17 protein-coding genes are annotated in these 16052 nt (G+C 37.5%); 15 read left to right on the forward strand and 2 right to left on the reverse strand.

From position 1 onward, the window contains the following. Positions 1 to 96 precede the first annotated feature (96 nt). Positions 97 to 807 carry a DsbA family oxidoreductase gene (locus HNP81_RS07360; protein WP_182502120.1) on the forward strand — a complete coding sequence of 237 codons (711 nt, stop codon included), beginning with the start codon at positions 97 to 99 and terminating at the stop codon, positions 805 to 807. Between the two features lie 132 nt (positions 808 to 939). Here the strand turns inward: HNP81_RS07360 and HNP81_RS07365 are convergent, their stop codons facing one another. Next, complete coding sequence (locus HNP81_RS07365; protein ID WP_028392308.1) at positions 940 to 1377, reverse strand: VOC family protein; 438 nt, start codon at positions 1375 to 1377, stop codon at positions 940 to 942. Positions 1378 to 1589: 212 nt separating this feature from the next. On the opposite strand from HNP81_RS07365, the gene HNP81_RS07370 reads away from it, so the two are divergent. The 12 genes from HNP81_RS07370 (at position 1590) to HNP81_RS07425 (ending at position 13789) form a co-directional block, all read left to right on the forward strand. Beyond that, positions 1590 to 2027 carry a DUF4064 domain-containing protein gene (locus tag HNP81_RS07370; protein WP_051404975.1) on the forward strand — a complete coding sequence of 146 codons (438 nt, stop codon included), beginning with the start codon at positions 1590 to 1592 and terminating at the stop codon, positions 2025 to 2027. 298 nt (positions 2028 to 2325) lie between these two features. After that, complete coding sequence (locus HNP81_RS07375) at positions 2326 to 3768, forward strand: DEAD/DEAH box helicase (RefSeq protein ID WP_028392306.1); 1443 nt, start codon at positions 2326 to 2328, stop codon at positions 3766 to 3768. A gap of 364 nt (positions 3769 to 4132) precedes the next feature. Then, the gene (gene lepB / locus HNP81_RS07380; protein WP_028392305.1) at positions 4133 to 4663 is read left to right on the forward strand and encodes a signal peptidase I; all 531 of its coding nucleotides are present in this window, start codon (positions 4133 to 4135) and stop codon (positions 4661 to 4663) included. A 643-nt stretch (positions 4664 to 5306) separates the two neighbouring features. Next, on the forward strand, positions 5307 to 6254 hold the full coding sequence (locus HNP81_RS07385) for a VanW family protein (protein ID WP_051404974.1): 948 nt from the start codon (positions 5307 to 5309) through the stop codon (positions 6252 to 6254). Positions 6255 to 6699: 445 nt separating this feature from the next. Continuing rightward, positions 6700 to 7389, forward strand: a complete 690-nt coding sequence (gene pssA / locus HNP81_RS07390) for a CDP-diacylglycerol--serine O-phosphatidyltransferase (RefSeq protein WP_028392304.1) — start codon at positions 6700 to 6702, stop codon at positions 7387 to 7389. Positions 7390 to 7654: 265 nt separating this feature from the next. Beyond that, entirely contained in the window at positions 7655 to 9067 is a 1413-nt protein-coding gene (pepV, locus tag HNP81_RS07395) for a dipeptidase PepV (protein WP_182502203.1), read from the forward strand. A gap of 18 nt (positions 9068 to 9085) precedes the next feature. Continuing rightward, positions 9086 to 9955: a D-amino-acid transaminase gene (gene dat / locus HNP81_RS07400; protein ID WP_182502121.1), complete on the forward strand. Its 870-nt coding sequence runs from the start codon at positions 9086 to 9088 to the stop codon at positions 9953 to 9955. 248 nt (positions 9956 to 10203) lie between these two features. Beyond that, positions 10204 to 10764: an RNA 2',3'-cyclic phosphodiesterase gene (gene thpR, locus HNP81_RS07405; RefSeq protein ID WP_182502122.1), complete on the forward strand. Its 561-nt coding sequence runs from the start codon at positions 10204 to 10206 to the stop codon at positions 10762 to 10764. Between the two features lie 128 nt (positions 10765 to 10892). Next, positions 10893 to 11879, forward strand: a complete 987-nt coding sequence (locus HNP81_RS07410; protein WP_182502123.1) for an NERD domain-containing protein — start codon at positions 10893 to 10895, stop codon at positions 11877 to 11879. A gap of 46 nt (positions 11880 to 11925) precedes the next feature. After that, a complete protein-coding gene (locus HNP81_RS07415) occupies positions 11926 to 12129 on the forward strand; it encodes a diacylglycerol kinase family protein (protein WP_312859658.1) in 204 nt (67 codons plus the stop codon). A 200-nt stretch (positions 12130 to 12329) separates the two neighbouring features. After that, on the forward strand, positions 12330 to 12512 hold the full coding sequence (locus tag HNP81_RS07420) for a hypothetical protein (RefSeq protein ID WP_182502124.1): 183 nt from the start codon (positions 12330 to 12332) through the stop codon (positions 12510 to 12512). Positions 12513 to 13012: 500 nt separating this feature from the next. Beyond that, positions 13013 to 13789, forward strand: coding sequence for a phosphotransferase family protein (locus HNP81_RS07425; RefSeq protein ID WP_182502205.1), 777 nt, complete (start codon positions 13013 to 13015; stop codon positions 13787 to 13789). Here HNP81_RS07425 and HNP81_RS07430 read toward each other — a convergent pair whose 3' ends face one another. Then, positions 13790 to 14068: a YtzH-like family protein gene (locus tag HNP81_RS07430; RefSeq protein ID WP_182502125.1), complete on the reverse strand. Its 279-nt coding sequence runs from the start codon at positions 14066 to 14068 to the stop codon at positions 13790 to 13792. A 152-nt stretch (positions 14069 to 14220) separates the two neighbouring features. Here HNP81_RS07430 and trmB point away from each other — a divergent pair, with 152 nt between their 5' ends. Continuing rightward, complete coding sequence (gene trmB, locus HNP81_RS07435) at positions 14221 to 14859, forward strand: tRNA (guanosine(46)-N7)-methyltransferase TrmB (RefSeq protein WP_182502126.1); 639 nt, start codon at positions 14221 to 14223, stop codon at positions 14857 to 14859. A 421-nt stretch (positions 14860 to 15280) separates the two neighbouring features. Then, complete coding sequence (locus HNP81_RS07440) at positions 15281 to 15997, forward strand: metallophosphoesterase family protein (RefSeq protein WP_182502127.1); 717 nt, start codon at positions 15281 to 15283, stop codon at positions 15995 to 15997. The last annotated feature ends 55 nt before the right edge of the window (positions 15998 to 16052 follow it).

The raw sequence follows: 16052 nt of genomic DNA on the forward strand, positions 1-16052 counted from the left end.
AGGCGGATGATTTGGAGAATCATACTGTACAGTTTATAATGTGCTTAGTTTAGTTGCAGTTAATTTTCATTAAAATATTATTTAGGAGGTTTAGACATGAAAGTTGAAGTTTGGTCTGATTATCAATGTCCGTTTTGCTATATTGGCAAACGTCGTTTTGAAAAAGCTTTGTCTCAATTTGCTCAGCAATCAGAAGTAGAGGTTGAATTTAAAAGCTTCGAATTGGATCCGCATGCACAAAAAGATATGGGGATGAATGTTCACGAAATGCTGGCAAAGAAATATGGTACGTCAGTTGAACAAGCAAAAGAAATGAGTGCCAATGTAACAAGTCAAGCAAAGGGAGAAGGGTTAGATTATCGCTTCGATACGCTGATTCCTACTAATACATTTGATGCTCATCGATTGTTGAAATTCGCTTCAGTAAAAGGAAAAGAAAAAGAAATGAATGAAACGTTATTTCATGCGTACTTTACAGAATCCAAGCATATCGGTGATCAAGAAACACTTGCTTCACTTGCCAAACAAGTCGGGCTTGATAAAACAGAAGTAACTGCCATGCTTGCTAGTGATCAATTCACTGAAGAAGTAAGAGCAGATGAACGTGAAGGAAGTCAGTTGGGAATTACTGGAGTGCCATTTTTCGTAATTAATCGAAAATACGGTGTTTCTGGTGCACAACCAACTGAATTATTTTTAGAAACTTTAAATAAAGTTTGGACTGAAGAAAATCCGTTGCAGATTTTAAATGAAGCCTCAACAGAAAATAGTTGCAGTGATGGATCTTGTGCTGTTCCTGAAAAGTGACAACATTGTAATAAGTAACAAGAGGTTATCCTATTTCGAAAAGGTCAGATTATGACACAAAAAAACGGTTGATAGAATGTGAAGTCCTACCTTTTCCAGGATACCTCTTTTGTATGGATCGAATAAGTTCCCTTAAAAAGGAATGGGTGAATCCGCTTGATTTGGATAATCACAATATTCAATGATTGTGCCTTCAGTATCCGCTGGATTTAAATAGATGAGCCTTCTTCCGTGTTTATTGATCCGTAAAGAATTTTCTAATACTCGGATCCCTTGCTGTTTCAGTTCGATTAAAGCTTTGTCTAAATCATCAACGCGATAAGCGATATGATGGACGCCTTTTCCTTTTTGCTTAATGAACCGTGCAATCGGTGAAGTTGTGTTATTTGTCGGTGCAAGCAATTCGATTCTTTCCCCGTTGATTTCAATGATTGCAATTTCACTTTCGACCCCTATCGCTTCACTCCTGTAACGATCGATTAATTTTCCACCTAATACATTCAGATAAAAATCAATACTATTATTTAAGTCGCGGACTGCAATCCCGATGTGATCTATTTTTTTATTCATATTAACCTCCAAGTTTATATCTATTACATAGTAGCATACGGCTTATATTTCCTGTAATGATTAAAGAGGAGTCTATTACTAATTGTAAAAATATTTTGTTTGCATGTTTTGTCATACATTTAGTAGGATTAAAGATGAAATAGAGTTATTCATTCAAAATGGTTGTAATGCATAAGTTAAACATGTAGTTGAGAAATAATTTAGGGGGGAATATGGTGAAGCGTACAGGTGAATATATTCTGGCAATTATTGGAATTTTACTATCGGTAATCTTGACATTTATTGGGGTTTTCTTTATTGCTTTGAAACAAAATGATGGAATTAGACAAGTGATAGAAGCAGAATTAGCTAACGACCCAACGATAACGATGGAAGACTTCTCTCTTGTAATGGACGCAGTTGGAGGGTTTGGCTGGCTGATTGTAGTTGCATCGGCAATTGGTATTATTCTTGGTCTCGTTTCCATCTTCATCCTTAGAAGCAAGAGACAGACGATGGCTGGGGTTTTCTTCATTATAACCGCCGTGCTTGTTGGTTTACTTTCAATTGGCTTAGGATTGCTTCAGGCGGTATTATTCCTGATTGTTGGCATCATGTGTTTCGTTCGTAAACCGAAAAATGCCGATAAAGATCCAGTTGTAACCATGTAAATAATTCGTAGGAGGGTGTTTCATAAGGGGTCTGACTTCGCACTCTAAATCAGTATGTAGCGTTATCTTATACTGTATTTAGTTGTTGCTGCGGGGTCTGACTTATCTTATTGGGCATCCCTTTTTTTATTGAAGATGCCATCATGTTGCTGCTTAAAGAAAAAAGGATCACGTACAAATATATGTGCAAAAACAATCAATTAAAAACATAAACCCTATTTGTCTCTATGTTCGCGTATAATGAAAGCTTGTACACATGGGAAACATAATAAAAATTCAAAATAAATGAGGCAAAAAGATGAAAAGTTTTAAAGAATATAAATTAAGTGAAGAAATTGTAAGAGCGCTAACGAGTATGAATTATGCGACACCAACAGAAGTTCAAAGCAAAGTGATTCCGCTTGTGCTTGAAAATAGAGATCTTGTTGTAAAGTCACAGACAGGAAGCGGGAAGACAGCTTCATACGGTATTCCGATTTGTGAAAAAGTGGATTGGCATGAAAATAAACCACAAGCACTTGTTTTGACGCCAACGCGAGAGCTAGCGGTTCAAGTGAAAGAAGACATCATGAACATTGGTCGTTTTAAGCGAATTAAAGCGACGGCAGTTTATGGCAAGCAGCCTTTCTTGAAACAGCAAGCAGAATTAAAGCAAAAGAGCCATATTGTTGTAGGGACACCAGGTAGGGTACTTGATCATATTGAACGAGGGACTATAGCTTTAGACAAACTAACTTATCTTGTGATCGATGAAGCAGATGAGATGTTAAATATGGGGTTTATTGACCAAGTTGAAGCGATTATTCAGGCGCTTCCTAGAAATCGTGTAACGCTTCTTTTCTCTGCAACATTGCCGGAAAGTATTAAAAACATGACTCATAAATATATGAATAACCCAAGTGATATTGAGATTAAGGCAACAGGCTTAACGACAAATACAATCCATCATACCGTTATCGAAGTTGAGGAACAGGAGAAATTTACATTACTACAAGATATAACGATTGTAGAAAATCCTGATAGCTGTATTATTTTCTGCCGAACAAAAGACCGCGTTGATCAGTTAGTTGATGGGTTAACCGATTTGGATTATGACTGTGATAAAATTCACGGAGGGATGGTACAGGAAGATCGTTTAGCTGTTATGAATGAATTTCGCCGAGGTGAATTCCGTTATTTAATTGCAACAGATGTAGCAGCAAGAGGTATTGATATTGATAGTATTACCCATGTGATTAATTACGATCTACCATTGGAAAAAGAAGGATATGTTCACCGTACTGGAAGAACAGGGCGTGCAGGGAAAACTGGACAGGCGATCACCTTTGTTACCCCGTTTGAAGATCGCTTTTTAGCAGATATTGAAGCATATATCGGTTTTGATATTGCTAAAAGAATGGCACCTACCAAAGAAGAAGTGGCAAGTAAGCAGGCAGCTTTCGAAATGAAAATGAATGCCAAACCAATGTTGAAGAAAGATAAAGCAGGCGCATTAAATAAAGGAATTATGAAACTTTATTTTAATGGTGGTAAGAAAAAAAAGCTACGGGCAGTAGACTTCGTTGGAACAATTGCAAAAATTAACGGGGTATCTTTTGATGATATCGGGATTATCTCCATCGAGGATCATGTTACCTATGTTGAAATATTAAATGGAAAAGGGTCACAAGTATTACGGGTGATGAAAGATACAACGATTAAAGGGAAATTATTAAAGGTAAATGAAGCTAAGAAGAAATAATGAATAGGTATTTCGAAAAGGGTTAAACATGCACTAGGGATTGCGGTGTTTAATCCTTTTATTATGGGGGAGTTTATCCAGCATTAACGGGCAGTAATACTCCCACCTCAAGGCTTAGAGGGGATAACTGCCCATAAAAGCCCGATTAGTTCAACTAACAATCAGTGGGGGATGAAAAAAACCACTGATCGAAGTTTCACATTATATGAAATCACTTCAATCGATTATCAGCTTTACTCAAGATGATTTGGAAAACCGAAGCAAAAGCGGTAATGTATGTATTGGATAATTAAAAATATTGGATTTCAGTAGTTGTTTTGGGGTATAAATAAGGCATGGTGTTTAAGAAAGAGGGGAAAAGAATTTGGAAGAACGCAAAGAGATATTTTCATGGGTAAAGGCCATATTAATCGCCGTTTTACTTGCATTTGCCATTCGTACCTTTATATTTGCTCCAATTATCGTAGACGGTGAGTCCATGATGCCCACATTACACAACCATGAGCGTGTTGTGCTGAATAAAATGGGTACAGATATTGAAGACATAAACAGATTTGATGTTGTCGTTTTTCATGCGACGGAAAAGAAAGATTATATTAAACGTGTGATTGGGCTTCCAGGTGATCGAATTAAATATGAAGATGATGTTCTGTATGTGAATGACAAACCTGTAGATGAACCTTATTTAGCTGAATATAAACAAATGACGGACGGGTTGTTAACATGGGATTTCACCCTGGATGAAACAGTTCCTGAAGGACAACTATTTGTCATGGGGGATAACCGCCAAAATAGCCTCGATAGCAGGGAAATCGGTACCATATCCATTGATCAAGTTGTCGGCAAAGCAAGCTTTGTCTATTGGCCGGTGAAAGAAATTAAAATAATTAAATAGGCTCTTTTCGTAAAGAGTTGTTTTTAGCAAGAAACCAAATCGAGTAGATGTTGATTGTAGTGGGAGGTGCGAGACTCCTGCTTAGAGAAGCGTGTTGATGGAGACCTTGTAAGTGCAACGCACTCAGGAGGCTTCTTTAGACCGCCCGCTTAAAAGCAAGTACCTGCTACGGAAATCAACCCAGAATAGTCAATAAAGTATGCGAAAAATAGCAATAAATAAAACGAATGAGAATATCTGAAAAAGGGTCTGACCTCACACTCTATAAATAGTTTATAGTGTTAATCACTTAAATTTAAACTATATATAGGTAGTGGGTCGGACCCTTTTTCTTTATATTTACGAAATATCATAAGTCAGCCTCTAAAAGACGTGGTTCTTCTGAATTTCAGATAGGAAGAATTTAAAGAACATATATTGATTATTTAGGGAATATACTCTATGGTTGTGCTTGCTAGTTAGATAGAAAAGTCCTAATTTTTCTTGGTAAATAGGATAATATATTATTGATGAAACAGAAATAGCAGGCTATAATTGGAAATAAAGCAGGTGTTTTTTAATAAGTATTTCAGAGTTGTATGTTAGTAAAGTAGTGTTTTGGTAATGAAGATTAGAAAAAAACCGGGAAATAGGTGGGGGAAAATTGAAAAAGTATATTGGCTGTTTGACAGGAATTGTGTTGGTCTGCGGATTGGTTCTATTCGGAAAGCACGGAGAAGCAGCTACTCATGTAACCTCTAATGAAATCCATGGCATCGGTCAGCATATGAAGCATGAACTTCTGCTTTCTAAGAAAGAGTGGGTCGAACAAGAAATAACATTGATTGATCCGAGAGATGGAAGCGAAATACAAAAAGTTAAACCTTCTTCATTTAATAGTGAAGAAAAAGCTGAGAATCTTGCTCACGAGCTGGAACAGAAATACGATCAGCCCATGGTCCCGGCCCGACTAAATTCTGATGGGACAATAAAAGCAGGCAGCAACAGAGTCGTGGTAGATAAAGCAGCATTTGTAACAGCACTACAGAATGTGCCATTTTTTCAAAGAGAAATTGAAGTACCTATAACGGAAAGTGCACCTAATATAACAGCAGAAGCAGCTGTAAATGTGGATCAAGGTGTGCTAGCCTCTTATAAAACCCATTTTAATGCTTCTATTAAAGGGAGAACGACCAATATTGTTCTTTCTGCCAAGGAGATTGATGGAGTCATCTTAGGTCCAGGAGACAGATTTTATTTTAATTTAATAGTTGGGCAAGCTACTACTGAAAGAGGCTATCAAAAAGCTATGGAAATTGTGAATAAGGAAATGGTAGAAGGCATTGGCGGTGGAATTTGCCAGACATCTAGTACTCTCTACAATGCAATAGATAAATTAGGCCTAGAAATTATAGAGCTGCACCACCATTCTTTGGGTGTTTCCTATGTTCCAGTAAATCGTGATGCTACCATAGCTTACGGAGGAAAGGACTTTAAGTTTTTAAATAATCAAGACTTTCCAGTTATGATTAAGGCCATAGTAGATACAAAAAATGGAACGCTTGAAGTCCAAGTACGCGCAGCTAACCAATATGTTGCAACAAAAGGTTGAGAATTGATGATAAGCGATTATAGGGAAATCGGTTATCATCAAAATTCAAAATCAATGATATAATAATAAGTAAACTTTAACCTAGACAAAATTTTTTGTTTAGGTTTTGTCTTTTTAGCTGACATATATAATGTGGAACTTCAATCAGTCGGGGTGTTCTTCATCCCTTGCTGATTGTTAATGCGGGATAATGGGAGTTTCTATCAGTTGGTTATTCTTCACAGGAGCAATGGGAGATATATGAAAAAGTGAGCGGACCGCTAGCGGTTCGACTCCAAAGATTGTTCACATCCTGCGACAAGTCCGACTAGTATTACAGCTTAGGCCTCGGACGGGCTTGGTGCAACATCAGCAGACTGTTTTTCTCACAAACATTGAGATGTGAGGATTATAGACTGGTAAACCGGGTTTAAAGAATAAAGTAGATGGAGTGTGATGAATGGTAGTGAGATTTAAAAAAATGATTCCGAATTTTGTTACGTTAGGAAATTTGTATTGTGGTTTTTTATCAATTGGCTTCGCGGCAAATGGTCAATATAATAACGCAGCCATCTTAATTTTGATTGGTATGATGCTTGACAGTATGGATGGTCGCTTGGCACGAATGTTACATGCGGACAGTATATTAGGAAAAGAACTGGATTCATTGGCTGATATTGTTACATTTGGTGTTGCACCTTCGTTTCTTGTGTATTATACATATTTCTTCCATTTTGGTTTATTAGGATTGATTGTAGCTGGACTGTTCCCTCTATTTGGCGCATTCCGCTTAGCAAGATTTAACATAAGCTCGACGAAATCATCTATGAATTATTTTATCGGAGTACCAATTACAGCAGCAGGAGGGATTCTGGCGTTACTCACTTTATTTGGTGGAAAACTACCAAATATCATAACGACAGTTGTCTTTACAGCGCTTTGCTTCTTAATGGTGAGTAAGATCCGAATTCCTAGCTTAAAAGAAATACCACTCCCAAAATACGGTACCATTGTAACGATATTTCTAGGCTGCTCTTTGTTTGCGATTTATAAAGGCACTCATCAAAACTTTCCTTATTTTATCTATATCGCAACACCGCTTTATATCACGTATTTAGGGTATCGTTTTGTGAAAAGCAGGCGGGATCCAGAATAAAGTGAAATCAGTGGGGGATACTCCCATGAAAATAGCTATTATTATTATTTTGGGTGTGCTTGCTTCATGTTTGGTTACTAATGAGTGATAAAATGGAATATGTTACTAACTGTTCTGCCTTCACACTCTATACACCGTTTTTTTTGACTAGTGATATATAGTAGTAAAAGGACATGATCGGATAGTTTAGATCTTCTTGAAATGGGTAGAAAATTTGGAAGTATTGGTAAAATAGAACGGTAATGTGAATAGGAGTGATCGTATGATGAATAAAATTAATTGGCGTAATGAAATCGAAAAACGCAAGTTGGATTTGTTACTAGATACCCAAAATCTATTGAAGATTAAAAGTGTTTTAGACGAAGAAAATGGTACGAAAGAAGCGCCATTTGGAGTAGGTGTGAAAGATGCGCTCGACTATATGCTAGAGCTTGGAGAGAAAGCTGGTTTCACGACTAAAAACGTTGACAATATCGCAGGGTCTATTGAAATCGGCGAAGGAGAAGAAGTTGTCGGGATATTATGTCATGTAGACGTCGTGCCAGCAGGAGACGGTTGGAGCTCAGACCCATTTGGAGCGGAAATTCGTGATGGCAAAATCTTTGCTCGCGGCGCCATCGATGATAAAGGGCCGACAATGGCGGCTTTCTATGCGATGAAGACAGTTGCGGAACTTGGTTTACCATTAAGTAAGCGTGTACGGATGATCATCGGTACAGATGAAGAATCCAAATGGCGTTGTGTGGATCGTTATTTTGAAGTAGAAGAAATGCCATCAATCGGCTTCGCACCAGATGCTGATTTCCCAATTATTAATGCGGAAAAAGGAATTTGGGATTTTGCGATTATTCAACAACCAGCGAAAATAAATCAGAACACATCTTTCGTACAAGTAAAGAGCTTTACATCTGGACTAAGAACGAATATGGTACCTGATTTTGCAACTGCTATTGTGGAAACGGCTAATCAGGAAGAAGTAACAAGTCTATTCAATTCGTATGTAAAAAATCATTCATTAACGGCTACAGTCACTCCGATGGGGAATGAACTATTATTTGAGGTTAAAGGGTTATCTGCTCACGCGTTGGAGCCGAATAATGGTGTGAACGCAGGACTACACCTTGCCGATTTCCTATCAAGTATAGAACTGGATGAGCACGCAAATACGTATTTCCGATATATTAAAGAGTATTTAATTGGCGATACACGTGCTGTCAAACTTGGGCTCGCCTATAGCGATGAAATTACGGGTGAGTTGACGTTGAATGCAGGCAGATTCAACTATTCTAAAGAAAATGCAAGCAGTATCGGCTTCAGCATGCGTTATCCGGTTACATACAAATGGGAAGAATATTCAACAAAGCTAAAAGCTCAACTGAAATCTTTGAATTGGAGTCTTGTAACGAATTCTCACTCTACTCCGCATTATGTGGACAGTGACAGTTTCTTAATTAAAACCCTGCAAAAAGTATATGAGGATGAAACAGGTGAAAAAGCTGATTTACTTTCGATTGGCGGGGGGACATATGCCCGTTCATTGAAAGAAGGAGTTGCATTTGGTCCACTATTCCCGGGTAGTGAGGATCCTGCCCATCAAAAAGATGAATATATGGAGATTGAGGATATGTTAAAAGCGGCAGCCATTTATGCAGCTGCTATTTATGAATTGGCTAAGTGATAAAAGGGGGATTTCTGTATGGAAAAGATGATTCTTAACGGTGAAATACGAAATCGTAGCGAAATAAAGGTAGAAATTGAAGATAGAGGCTATCAATTTGGGGATGGGGTATACGAGGTTATTCGGATTTATAACGGCAAGCTCTTTACGAGTGAAATGCATCTTGCTAGGCTAATTGAAAGTGCGAAAAAAATCAATATCACGATTCCTTATACAATAGAAGAAATCGAGGTTAAGCTAAAGGAACTCATAGCTGAAAATGCGATTACATTCGGTACTGTCTATATGCAATTTACAAGAGGGGTCTCGCCTAGAAATCATGCATTTCCAAGTACAGATGTTGCACCGGTTTATGTTGCTTACACAAAAGAAGTTCCATACAGCGGGGTACTAAAGCCAGGAGCGAAGGCAATCACAGTAGAAGATATACGTTGGCTTCGCTGTGATATTAAAAGTCTAAACTTGCTTGGAAATATCCTTGCCAAACAAAAAGCGGCTGAAGCAGGTTGTTTTGAAGCGATTCAGCATCGTTGCGGCACAGTGACTGAAGGGAGTTCATCGAATGTATCGATCGTAGTGAACGGTGAACTGAAAACCCATCCAGCTACTAACTTGATCCTAAACGGTATTACTCGACAAGTAATGATTAAGATTTGTAAGGATTTAGGGATTTCATATAAAGAGGACGACTTTACTTTAGAAGAACTCTTAGCAGCGGAAGAGGTCATCATGACAAGCACAACGGCTGAAATCACGCCAATTACTGAAATAGATGGTCAAGCAATTGGTAATGGTGAATCAGGTACTGTGACACGTCAATTACAACAAGCTTTTCATGCAGAAATTGAACGTCAATGTGGTCACATTAGTGAATCCATTGTGAAATAATCCAAATATTTTTGTTGAAATTCATGAACGAACGCCAATAAAAACTTGATAGTATGCAATATACGTTTTCAGTAAATGAGGGGACAGATTAGTCTGTTCTCTTTTTTGAATACTAATAATTAATCTATTATAAAGTGAAACTTTTTCCTCCCACACTTAAGCTTCTTCAATTTCTCTCTAAGCTTTTAGGTAGGGGAGTACTGCCCATTAATGCGGGATAAAATATAAATAAAAGGAAGGGGTAGTTGATGACTAAAACACATTTTTTTTATGCGCTAACATTGCCAGATGAAACGAAAGAATTATTGCAGCAGACGAGCGAACGGATTAAGACCGAGTTCCCTTTTAAAAAATGGTTGCATCATGATGATTATCATATTACACTTGCGTTCCTTGGAGATGCACCAGAAGAAATGAGGCAGAAGAGTTTAGAAAACGTGAATGTTGCGCTTGCAGAAGTATCTAAATTTGAACTCTATTTGAATGGAATGGGTATTTTTGGATATTTGGCATCGCCTCGAATTCTTTGGGCGGGAGTGGATCCGTCAGAACAGCTTTTCAATTTGCAAAAAAAAGTATACACAGCGTGTGAGGAAGCTGGTTTTACTTTAGATAAAAAGCCATTCAAACCACATATTACATTGGCAAGAAAGTTTATCGGAAATGCTTTTCAACTTAATCGAATGCAAGAACTAGCCGATATATCTAATAGAACATATCGATTGCAAGGTGCTACTGTTACGTTATACCAAACGCATTTAGGTCAAGCGCCATCTTATCAACCAATCGCAACAAGTTCACTAATATAAATCAGAGGATGTGTCAGAAAGGGTCTGACCTCACACTTTAAACACATAAATTAAACGATTGTAGTTGTGGGGTCTGACCCTTTCGTTATGGGGCCCCTTCGACTAAACCTCTTAGGACGGTGAAGAATATGGGACAGCTGATAAAGCTTCAAGATTATATATCAAGATATGAACAGGATATATATCGTTATCCCAGTCAATTTGTTCGGCTCAAGCAGCAACAGTGGGAAAAGCTAAAAGCTGCTTACACGGCAGGTGAGCTTACAAGGCTTTATGAGGAACATGAAGATACTGGACAAATGGAAGTAGAGCATGATGAAAAAAAAGGCTTATTGAACAAAGTAAGAGGTCTTATAGGACGAGGTACTAAAGAGTTACCTGCTAATCAGCTAAAGCCTGTTGGAGAAACGAATGTTTTCTCGTTGAATTTTCCAACAGAGCCAAAGAGTTTAGATGATTTGAAGCAAAACTACTTGAATCAGCTTTTGAAGTTTCAATTAAAGTGGGGAAGCTCGACGATTCATGAAAAATCATGGATGGATGACTCTTATATTTTAGATGAAAAGTTGCGTTTCTTTTTACAACGTTTTCCCGATACATATCTAGTCCTCTACAAGCCGATCTTTGTTTTTAAAAACGCCCCTATTGAATTAGAAGTCATTTTATTAGGACCGACCGATGTGTGGTGCATAACCTTTTTGGAGGCAGAAGAAGATGCAGCCTTCATCGGGTCAAATGAACGATTCTGGCTCCGCAGGCATCATCGATATCCGGATAAAAAACTATTAAACCCACTAATTGCTTTGAATCGGACTGGAAAAATTGTTTCCCAGTTATTTGAGTTGTATGAGATTAGCCTACCTATTCATAAGGTTGTCTTATCACGAAACGGATACATTGATTATCCACAAGCACCTTACGATGTGACATTTCTAGATAAGCGCGTTTTTCCGGAATGGTTTGAGAAAATGAGAAGCGCACAAACGCCTTTAAAGCACCAGCAGTTAAAAGCGGCACAAGGATTGTTAGAATATTGTCAGACAACATCAAGCAGACGATTGGAATGGGATGTGGATCAACATGATCAATTTGGAATCGAAGATGAATCCAAATAAATCGAACAGCAGTTGATGTCTCAAAACATAAGCTATCAGGTTTTTTATACAGAAAAAAGATCATGCACAGCAGTTGACTGAAAATATCCTAAAAAAATCAGCAGAACGAACGTATATTATTTCAGTAGGTGGCGATGGAACTCTTCATGAAGTGATAAATGGAGCAGCGAGCTTTTCAAATGCATTGATAACTTGCGTTCCGGCTGGTTCAGGCAATGATTTTGCAAGAGGCATACAGAAGAGAAGATAGGAAATATAGCTGATGCCCTTTCTTACTAGTAAATAATAAGGAAGAGGCCCAGGCAGTTGATATTGGCGAGTTTATGGCCGCTAACAGAAACGGGTATTTCATTAATAGCCTTGGCATGGGGATGGATGCCGAAATCACATCTGATGTAAATCAGTCACAATGGAAACGTTGGTTCAATCTTTTAAAAGCCGGTCGACTGATTGATATATACTTTTTTAAAGAAGTTGTTTACTTATCAACAGCGCGATATGGACGTGATTCTAGACAATCAAACGTATCATTATAAAAAAGTATGGTTTATTGTTGTTGCAAATCAACCTTATTTTGGTGGTGGGGTAAAAATTGCCCCAGACGCACGCACGATTCGACGATGGGAAATTTAATATACATATCCATATTTATTACGGTTTATTGGGGCCGACACTTATGAATCAAAAATGTAGATTCATTCAGTTCGCAAGACGTTCAGATTACGTCAAAACAGCCCGTAAAAATCCAGGCGGATAGGGAGATTATCGGGGGTTCTTGCGTAAAAGTCACTATGTCCACTAAAAAAAATTTAGTGTTATTAAAGTGAGAATATCAAGCTTTACAGAAAATATAGGCTTATTTTCTATTGTGATTCGATGATACCACTTGACGAAAAACTAGCTTTTAACTAAAATTTAAAAAGGATAGCTATTGTTAAATTGCTCAATAGCTGTCTTTTTTATTCTAATGGATACGACCAAAACTTACGCATGTCTTTTATTGAATTAAGAAGCGATAAGATTTTAGAAATTATTTAAGCAAATACCGAATCTGAAAGTGAAGTTGTAAAAACAGCTATTATATAAAGAAAACACCACGAGGCAATTATGTGAGGAAATTGAAGGTGAACCAATTGGAACATTTATTAGGGCAGGAGTGGGATATATTTCCTGCTGGAGGAGCAACAGGAGAAGCCTTCATTGCCGTCAATAAGAATGAAAAACTTTTTCTAAAACGGAATTCATCTCCATTTCTTGCTGTCCTATCTGCTGAAGGCGTCGTGCCTAAGCTGATTTGGACTAGAAGGCTGGAAAACGGAGATACCATTACAGCACAGCGCTTTATAGACGGCAAGGAGTTAACACACGAAGAAATGAACGAAGAGAAAGTTGCTCATCTTCTGCGGAAAATTCATCGGTCTAAACCGTTATTAAGCATGTTGAAAAGGTTAGGAAAAACGCCATTGCTGCCCGATATCATGTTAGAGAATATTGCAAGTAATCTTGACTTGGAATTACAGAACATTTCGCCGATACAACAAACGTTATATTTTTTACAGGAAAATTTATCTTTAATTGAATGTGATGATAAGGTTGTTTGTCATTGTGATGTAAATCATAATAACTGGATGATTACGAAGGAGAATAAGTTGTATTTAATTGATTGGGACGGTGCCATGATTGCAGACCCAGCTATTGATCTAGGTATCCTCCTTAATTCTTATATACCAAGAGAACAATGGGGACCTTGGCTAAGCCGGTATGGAGTAGATCTTGAGCCGGGTCTTCTATTGCGGATGAAATGGCATGTGTTAGCGCAGTTGCTCATTTCCATTCAATGGCATAAACGTAAAAATCGATTAAAGGAAATGGATATTCTTCTTAAAAATCTTGAAGCCATTTTAGTATAATTATGAATATTGATTCATGCCATCCACCCATTGTAATAATTGGTCTTGATGAGTTTGTATGTGTTGGTCTGAATCTGAAGTGGAAATGCCATTCTGACTATACTGATATACGTCCTGTAAAATTGATTTTACATTTTGATGAACGCCGTTGTTGACCAGTAATGACTTCACAAGTCGTTCTACCTGCTCGTACTCTGAAATGGAACCGCAGCAGTCTGTTTGATGGTTGCTTAATATATCTTTTAATAACGTCATTTGGTGCTCGTGTGAAAGTGGCATAGCGTCACCCTTTCTGAAGTTTCTTTTAGGGTGCGCTCTGCTACTTTTCTTTATTCATTTAATATGTGATCGCCGGTGTACTAAATTCATGTTGCTTAGGTGAGCGATTCCGTGTTATGGTTTGAACGAATCTTTTTATTAGGGGTGTCATCATGCGTTTAAGAAATAAGCCCTGGGCTGACGAAAAATTAAGTGAGTTCTCTCACTTTGTTATTGCAAATCCAGAAGAACAAAAAGGAAAATGGCGAGATGTTTTTGGAAATGATAATCCGCTTTATATTGAAGTTGGATCTGGGAAAGGTCGTTTCATTACGGAAATGGCCAAAGCTCATCCAAACGTGAATTTTATCGGCATCGAAGTATATAAAAGCGTGATCGTCGCTGCGCTTGACCGTGTCATCGAAGCAGATATTCCCAATGTAAAACTGCTCAATGTCGATGCAACCAACATACGAGATTATTTTGCAAAAGGTGAAGTAGACCGGTTGTATTTGAACTTCTCTGATCCATGGCCAAAGACACGTCATGCCAAACGTCGGTTGACCTACAAAACGTTCCTGAGTATCTATGAAGACATTTTACCGTCCAACGGTGAAATTCATTTTAAAACCGATAATCAAGGGTTATTTGAATCGTCGTTAAAGAGCATTTCCGAATATGGAATGTTGCTGTCCTATGTCAGTCTTGATCTTCATAACAGTGATTTTGAAGGCAATATCATGACGGAATATGAGGAGAAATTCTCAAATCTAGGCAGTAGAATCTACCGAATGGAAGCTAAATTTCAATAAGAAAAACTTGTCATAAGGGTCAGACCTCGCACTCTAAATCAGTATGAAGTGTTCCTTGCTGTATTTAGTTGTTACGGAGTCTGACCCTTTACTTATGGGATCGCTTCTATTTCAAATTATATCAATTTGAGCTCATACGTCGAGACCGAAAAATATGTGTCAACTTCGGGATTTGTGATAGTTTTTGTAAAATATTTTCAATAATTAAATAATGGTGATACGCTTATTTGTATGAAGGACATGGGGACTTAGTCTTCGTTCGGCGCAGTAGTGATAGGCTGTTATTATATGATTGCAAAAATAGTTATGTAAACTTAACAGGTGAAGTGTATTTGACTTATATTTGATGAAAAGATAATCGAGCTCTATAATGAATTTTTAATATAAACAAAATGGGTTAAACTGAAGGGCGGTCATTATTTTGAAACTTGCATTCATCTCTGATATTCACGGAAATGCTGCTGCACTGGATGCAGTGTTGCATGATATTAAATTAAGAAATGTAGATCAAGTATATGTACTTGGTGATTTATGCTACAGAGGGATTGAACCGAAACGTGCGCTTGAATTAGTTAGAGCGTTGAATTGTGAGGTTATTAAAGGAAATGCTGATGAATGGGTAATTCGTGGAGTTGGAGAAGGTGAGGTGCCCAATCAAGCTCTAGAAATGATGAATAGAGAACGAGACTGGATTGTATCTCAATTAGATGAAGAATGTATTGAATATTTGAAAGAACGGCCAACTGAATTAAATCTTACATTTGGAGATGTAACAATCCACGCGTTTCATGCTACTCCTAATAGTTTGTTTGAAGTGGTTCAAACAGATGATAGTGATGAAGTTTTGACTGAAAAATTAATGGCGAAACAAGCTGATTTATACATATACGCGCACATTCATAAGCCTTACGTAAGATGTATAAATGGGAAATATGTCATAAATTGTGGAAGTGTCGGATTGCCATTTGATGGTCTGAAGAAAGCTTCATATACACTCATTGATATTGAAGCAGAAAGTATTCAGGTTTCAAATGTAAGAGTGGACTATGATGTTGAAAGTGTAATACGACAGTTTAAAGAATCTGATTATCCAAATCATGAGTTATTGGCTAATATTTTAGATAACGCAAAATTGTAATAGTATAAATTCGTTAACTTGAGAGAGCGGTGTTTACGCTCTTTTTTTGTCGAAA

Origin of the sequence: Peribacillus huizhouensis, assembly GCF_014138605.1 — a bacterium.
Lineage (GTDB): Bacteria > Bacillota > Bacilli > Bacillales > DSM-1321 > Peribacillus > Peribacillus huizhouensis.

Coding starts and splice junctions, on each gene's coding strand:
- HNP81_RS07360 (WP_182502120.1), top strand. CDS start 97: ATGAAAGTTGAAGTTTGGTCTGATTATCAATGTCCGTTTTGCTATATT.
- HNP81_RS07365 (WP_028392308.1), bottom strand. CDS start 1,377: ATGAATAAAAAAATAGATCACATCGGGATTGCAGTCCGCGACTTAAAT.
- HNP81_RS07370 (WP_051404975.1), top strand. CDS start 1,590: ATGGTGAAGCGTACAGGTGAATATATTCTGGCAATTATTGGAATTTTA.
- HNP81_RS07375 (WP_028392306.1), top strand. CDS start 2,326: ATGAAAAGTTTTAAAGAATATAAATTAAGTGAAGAAATTGTAAGAGCG.
- pepV (WP_182502203.1), top strand. CDS start 7,655: ATGAATAAAATTAATTGGCGTAATGAAATCGAAAAACGCAAGTTGGAT.
- dat (WP_182502121.1), top strand. CDS start 9,086: ATGGAAAAGATGATTCTTAACGGTGAAATACGAAATCGTAGCGAAATA.
- thpR (WP_182502122.1), top strand. CDS start 10,204: ATGACTAAAACACATTTTTTTTATGCGCTAACATTGCCAGATGAAACG.
- HNP81_RS07410 (WP_182502123.1), top strand. CDS start 10,893: ATGGGACAGCTGATAAAGCTTCAAGATTATATATCAAGATATGAACAG.
- HNP81_RS07430 (WP_182502125.1), bottom strand. CDS start 14,068: ATGCCACTTTCACACGAGCACCAAATGACGTTATTAAAAGATATATTA.
- trmB (WP_182502126.1), top strand. CDS start 14,221: ATGCGTTTAAGAAATAAGCCCTGGGCTGACGAAAAATTAAGTGAGTTC.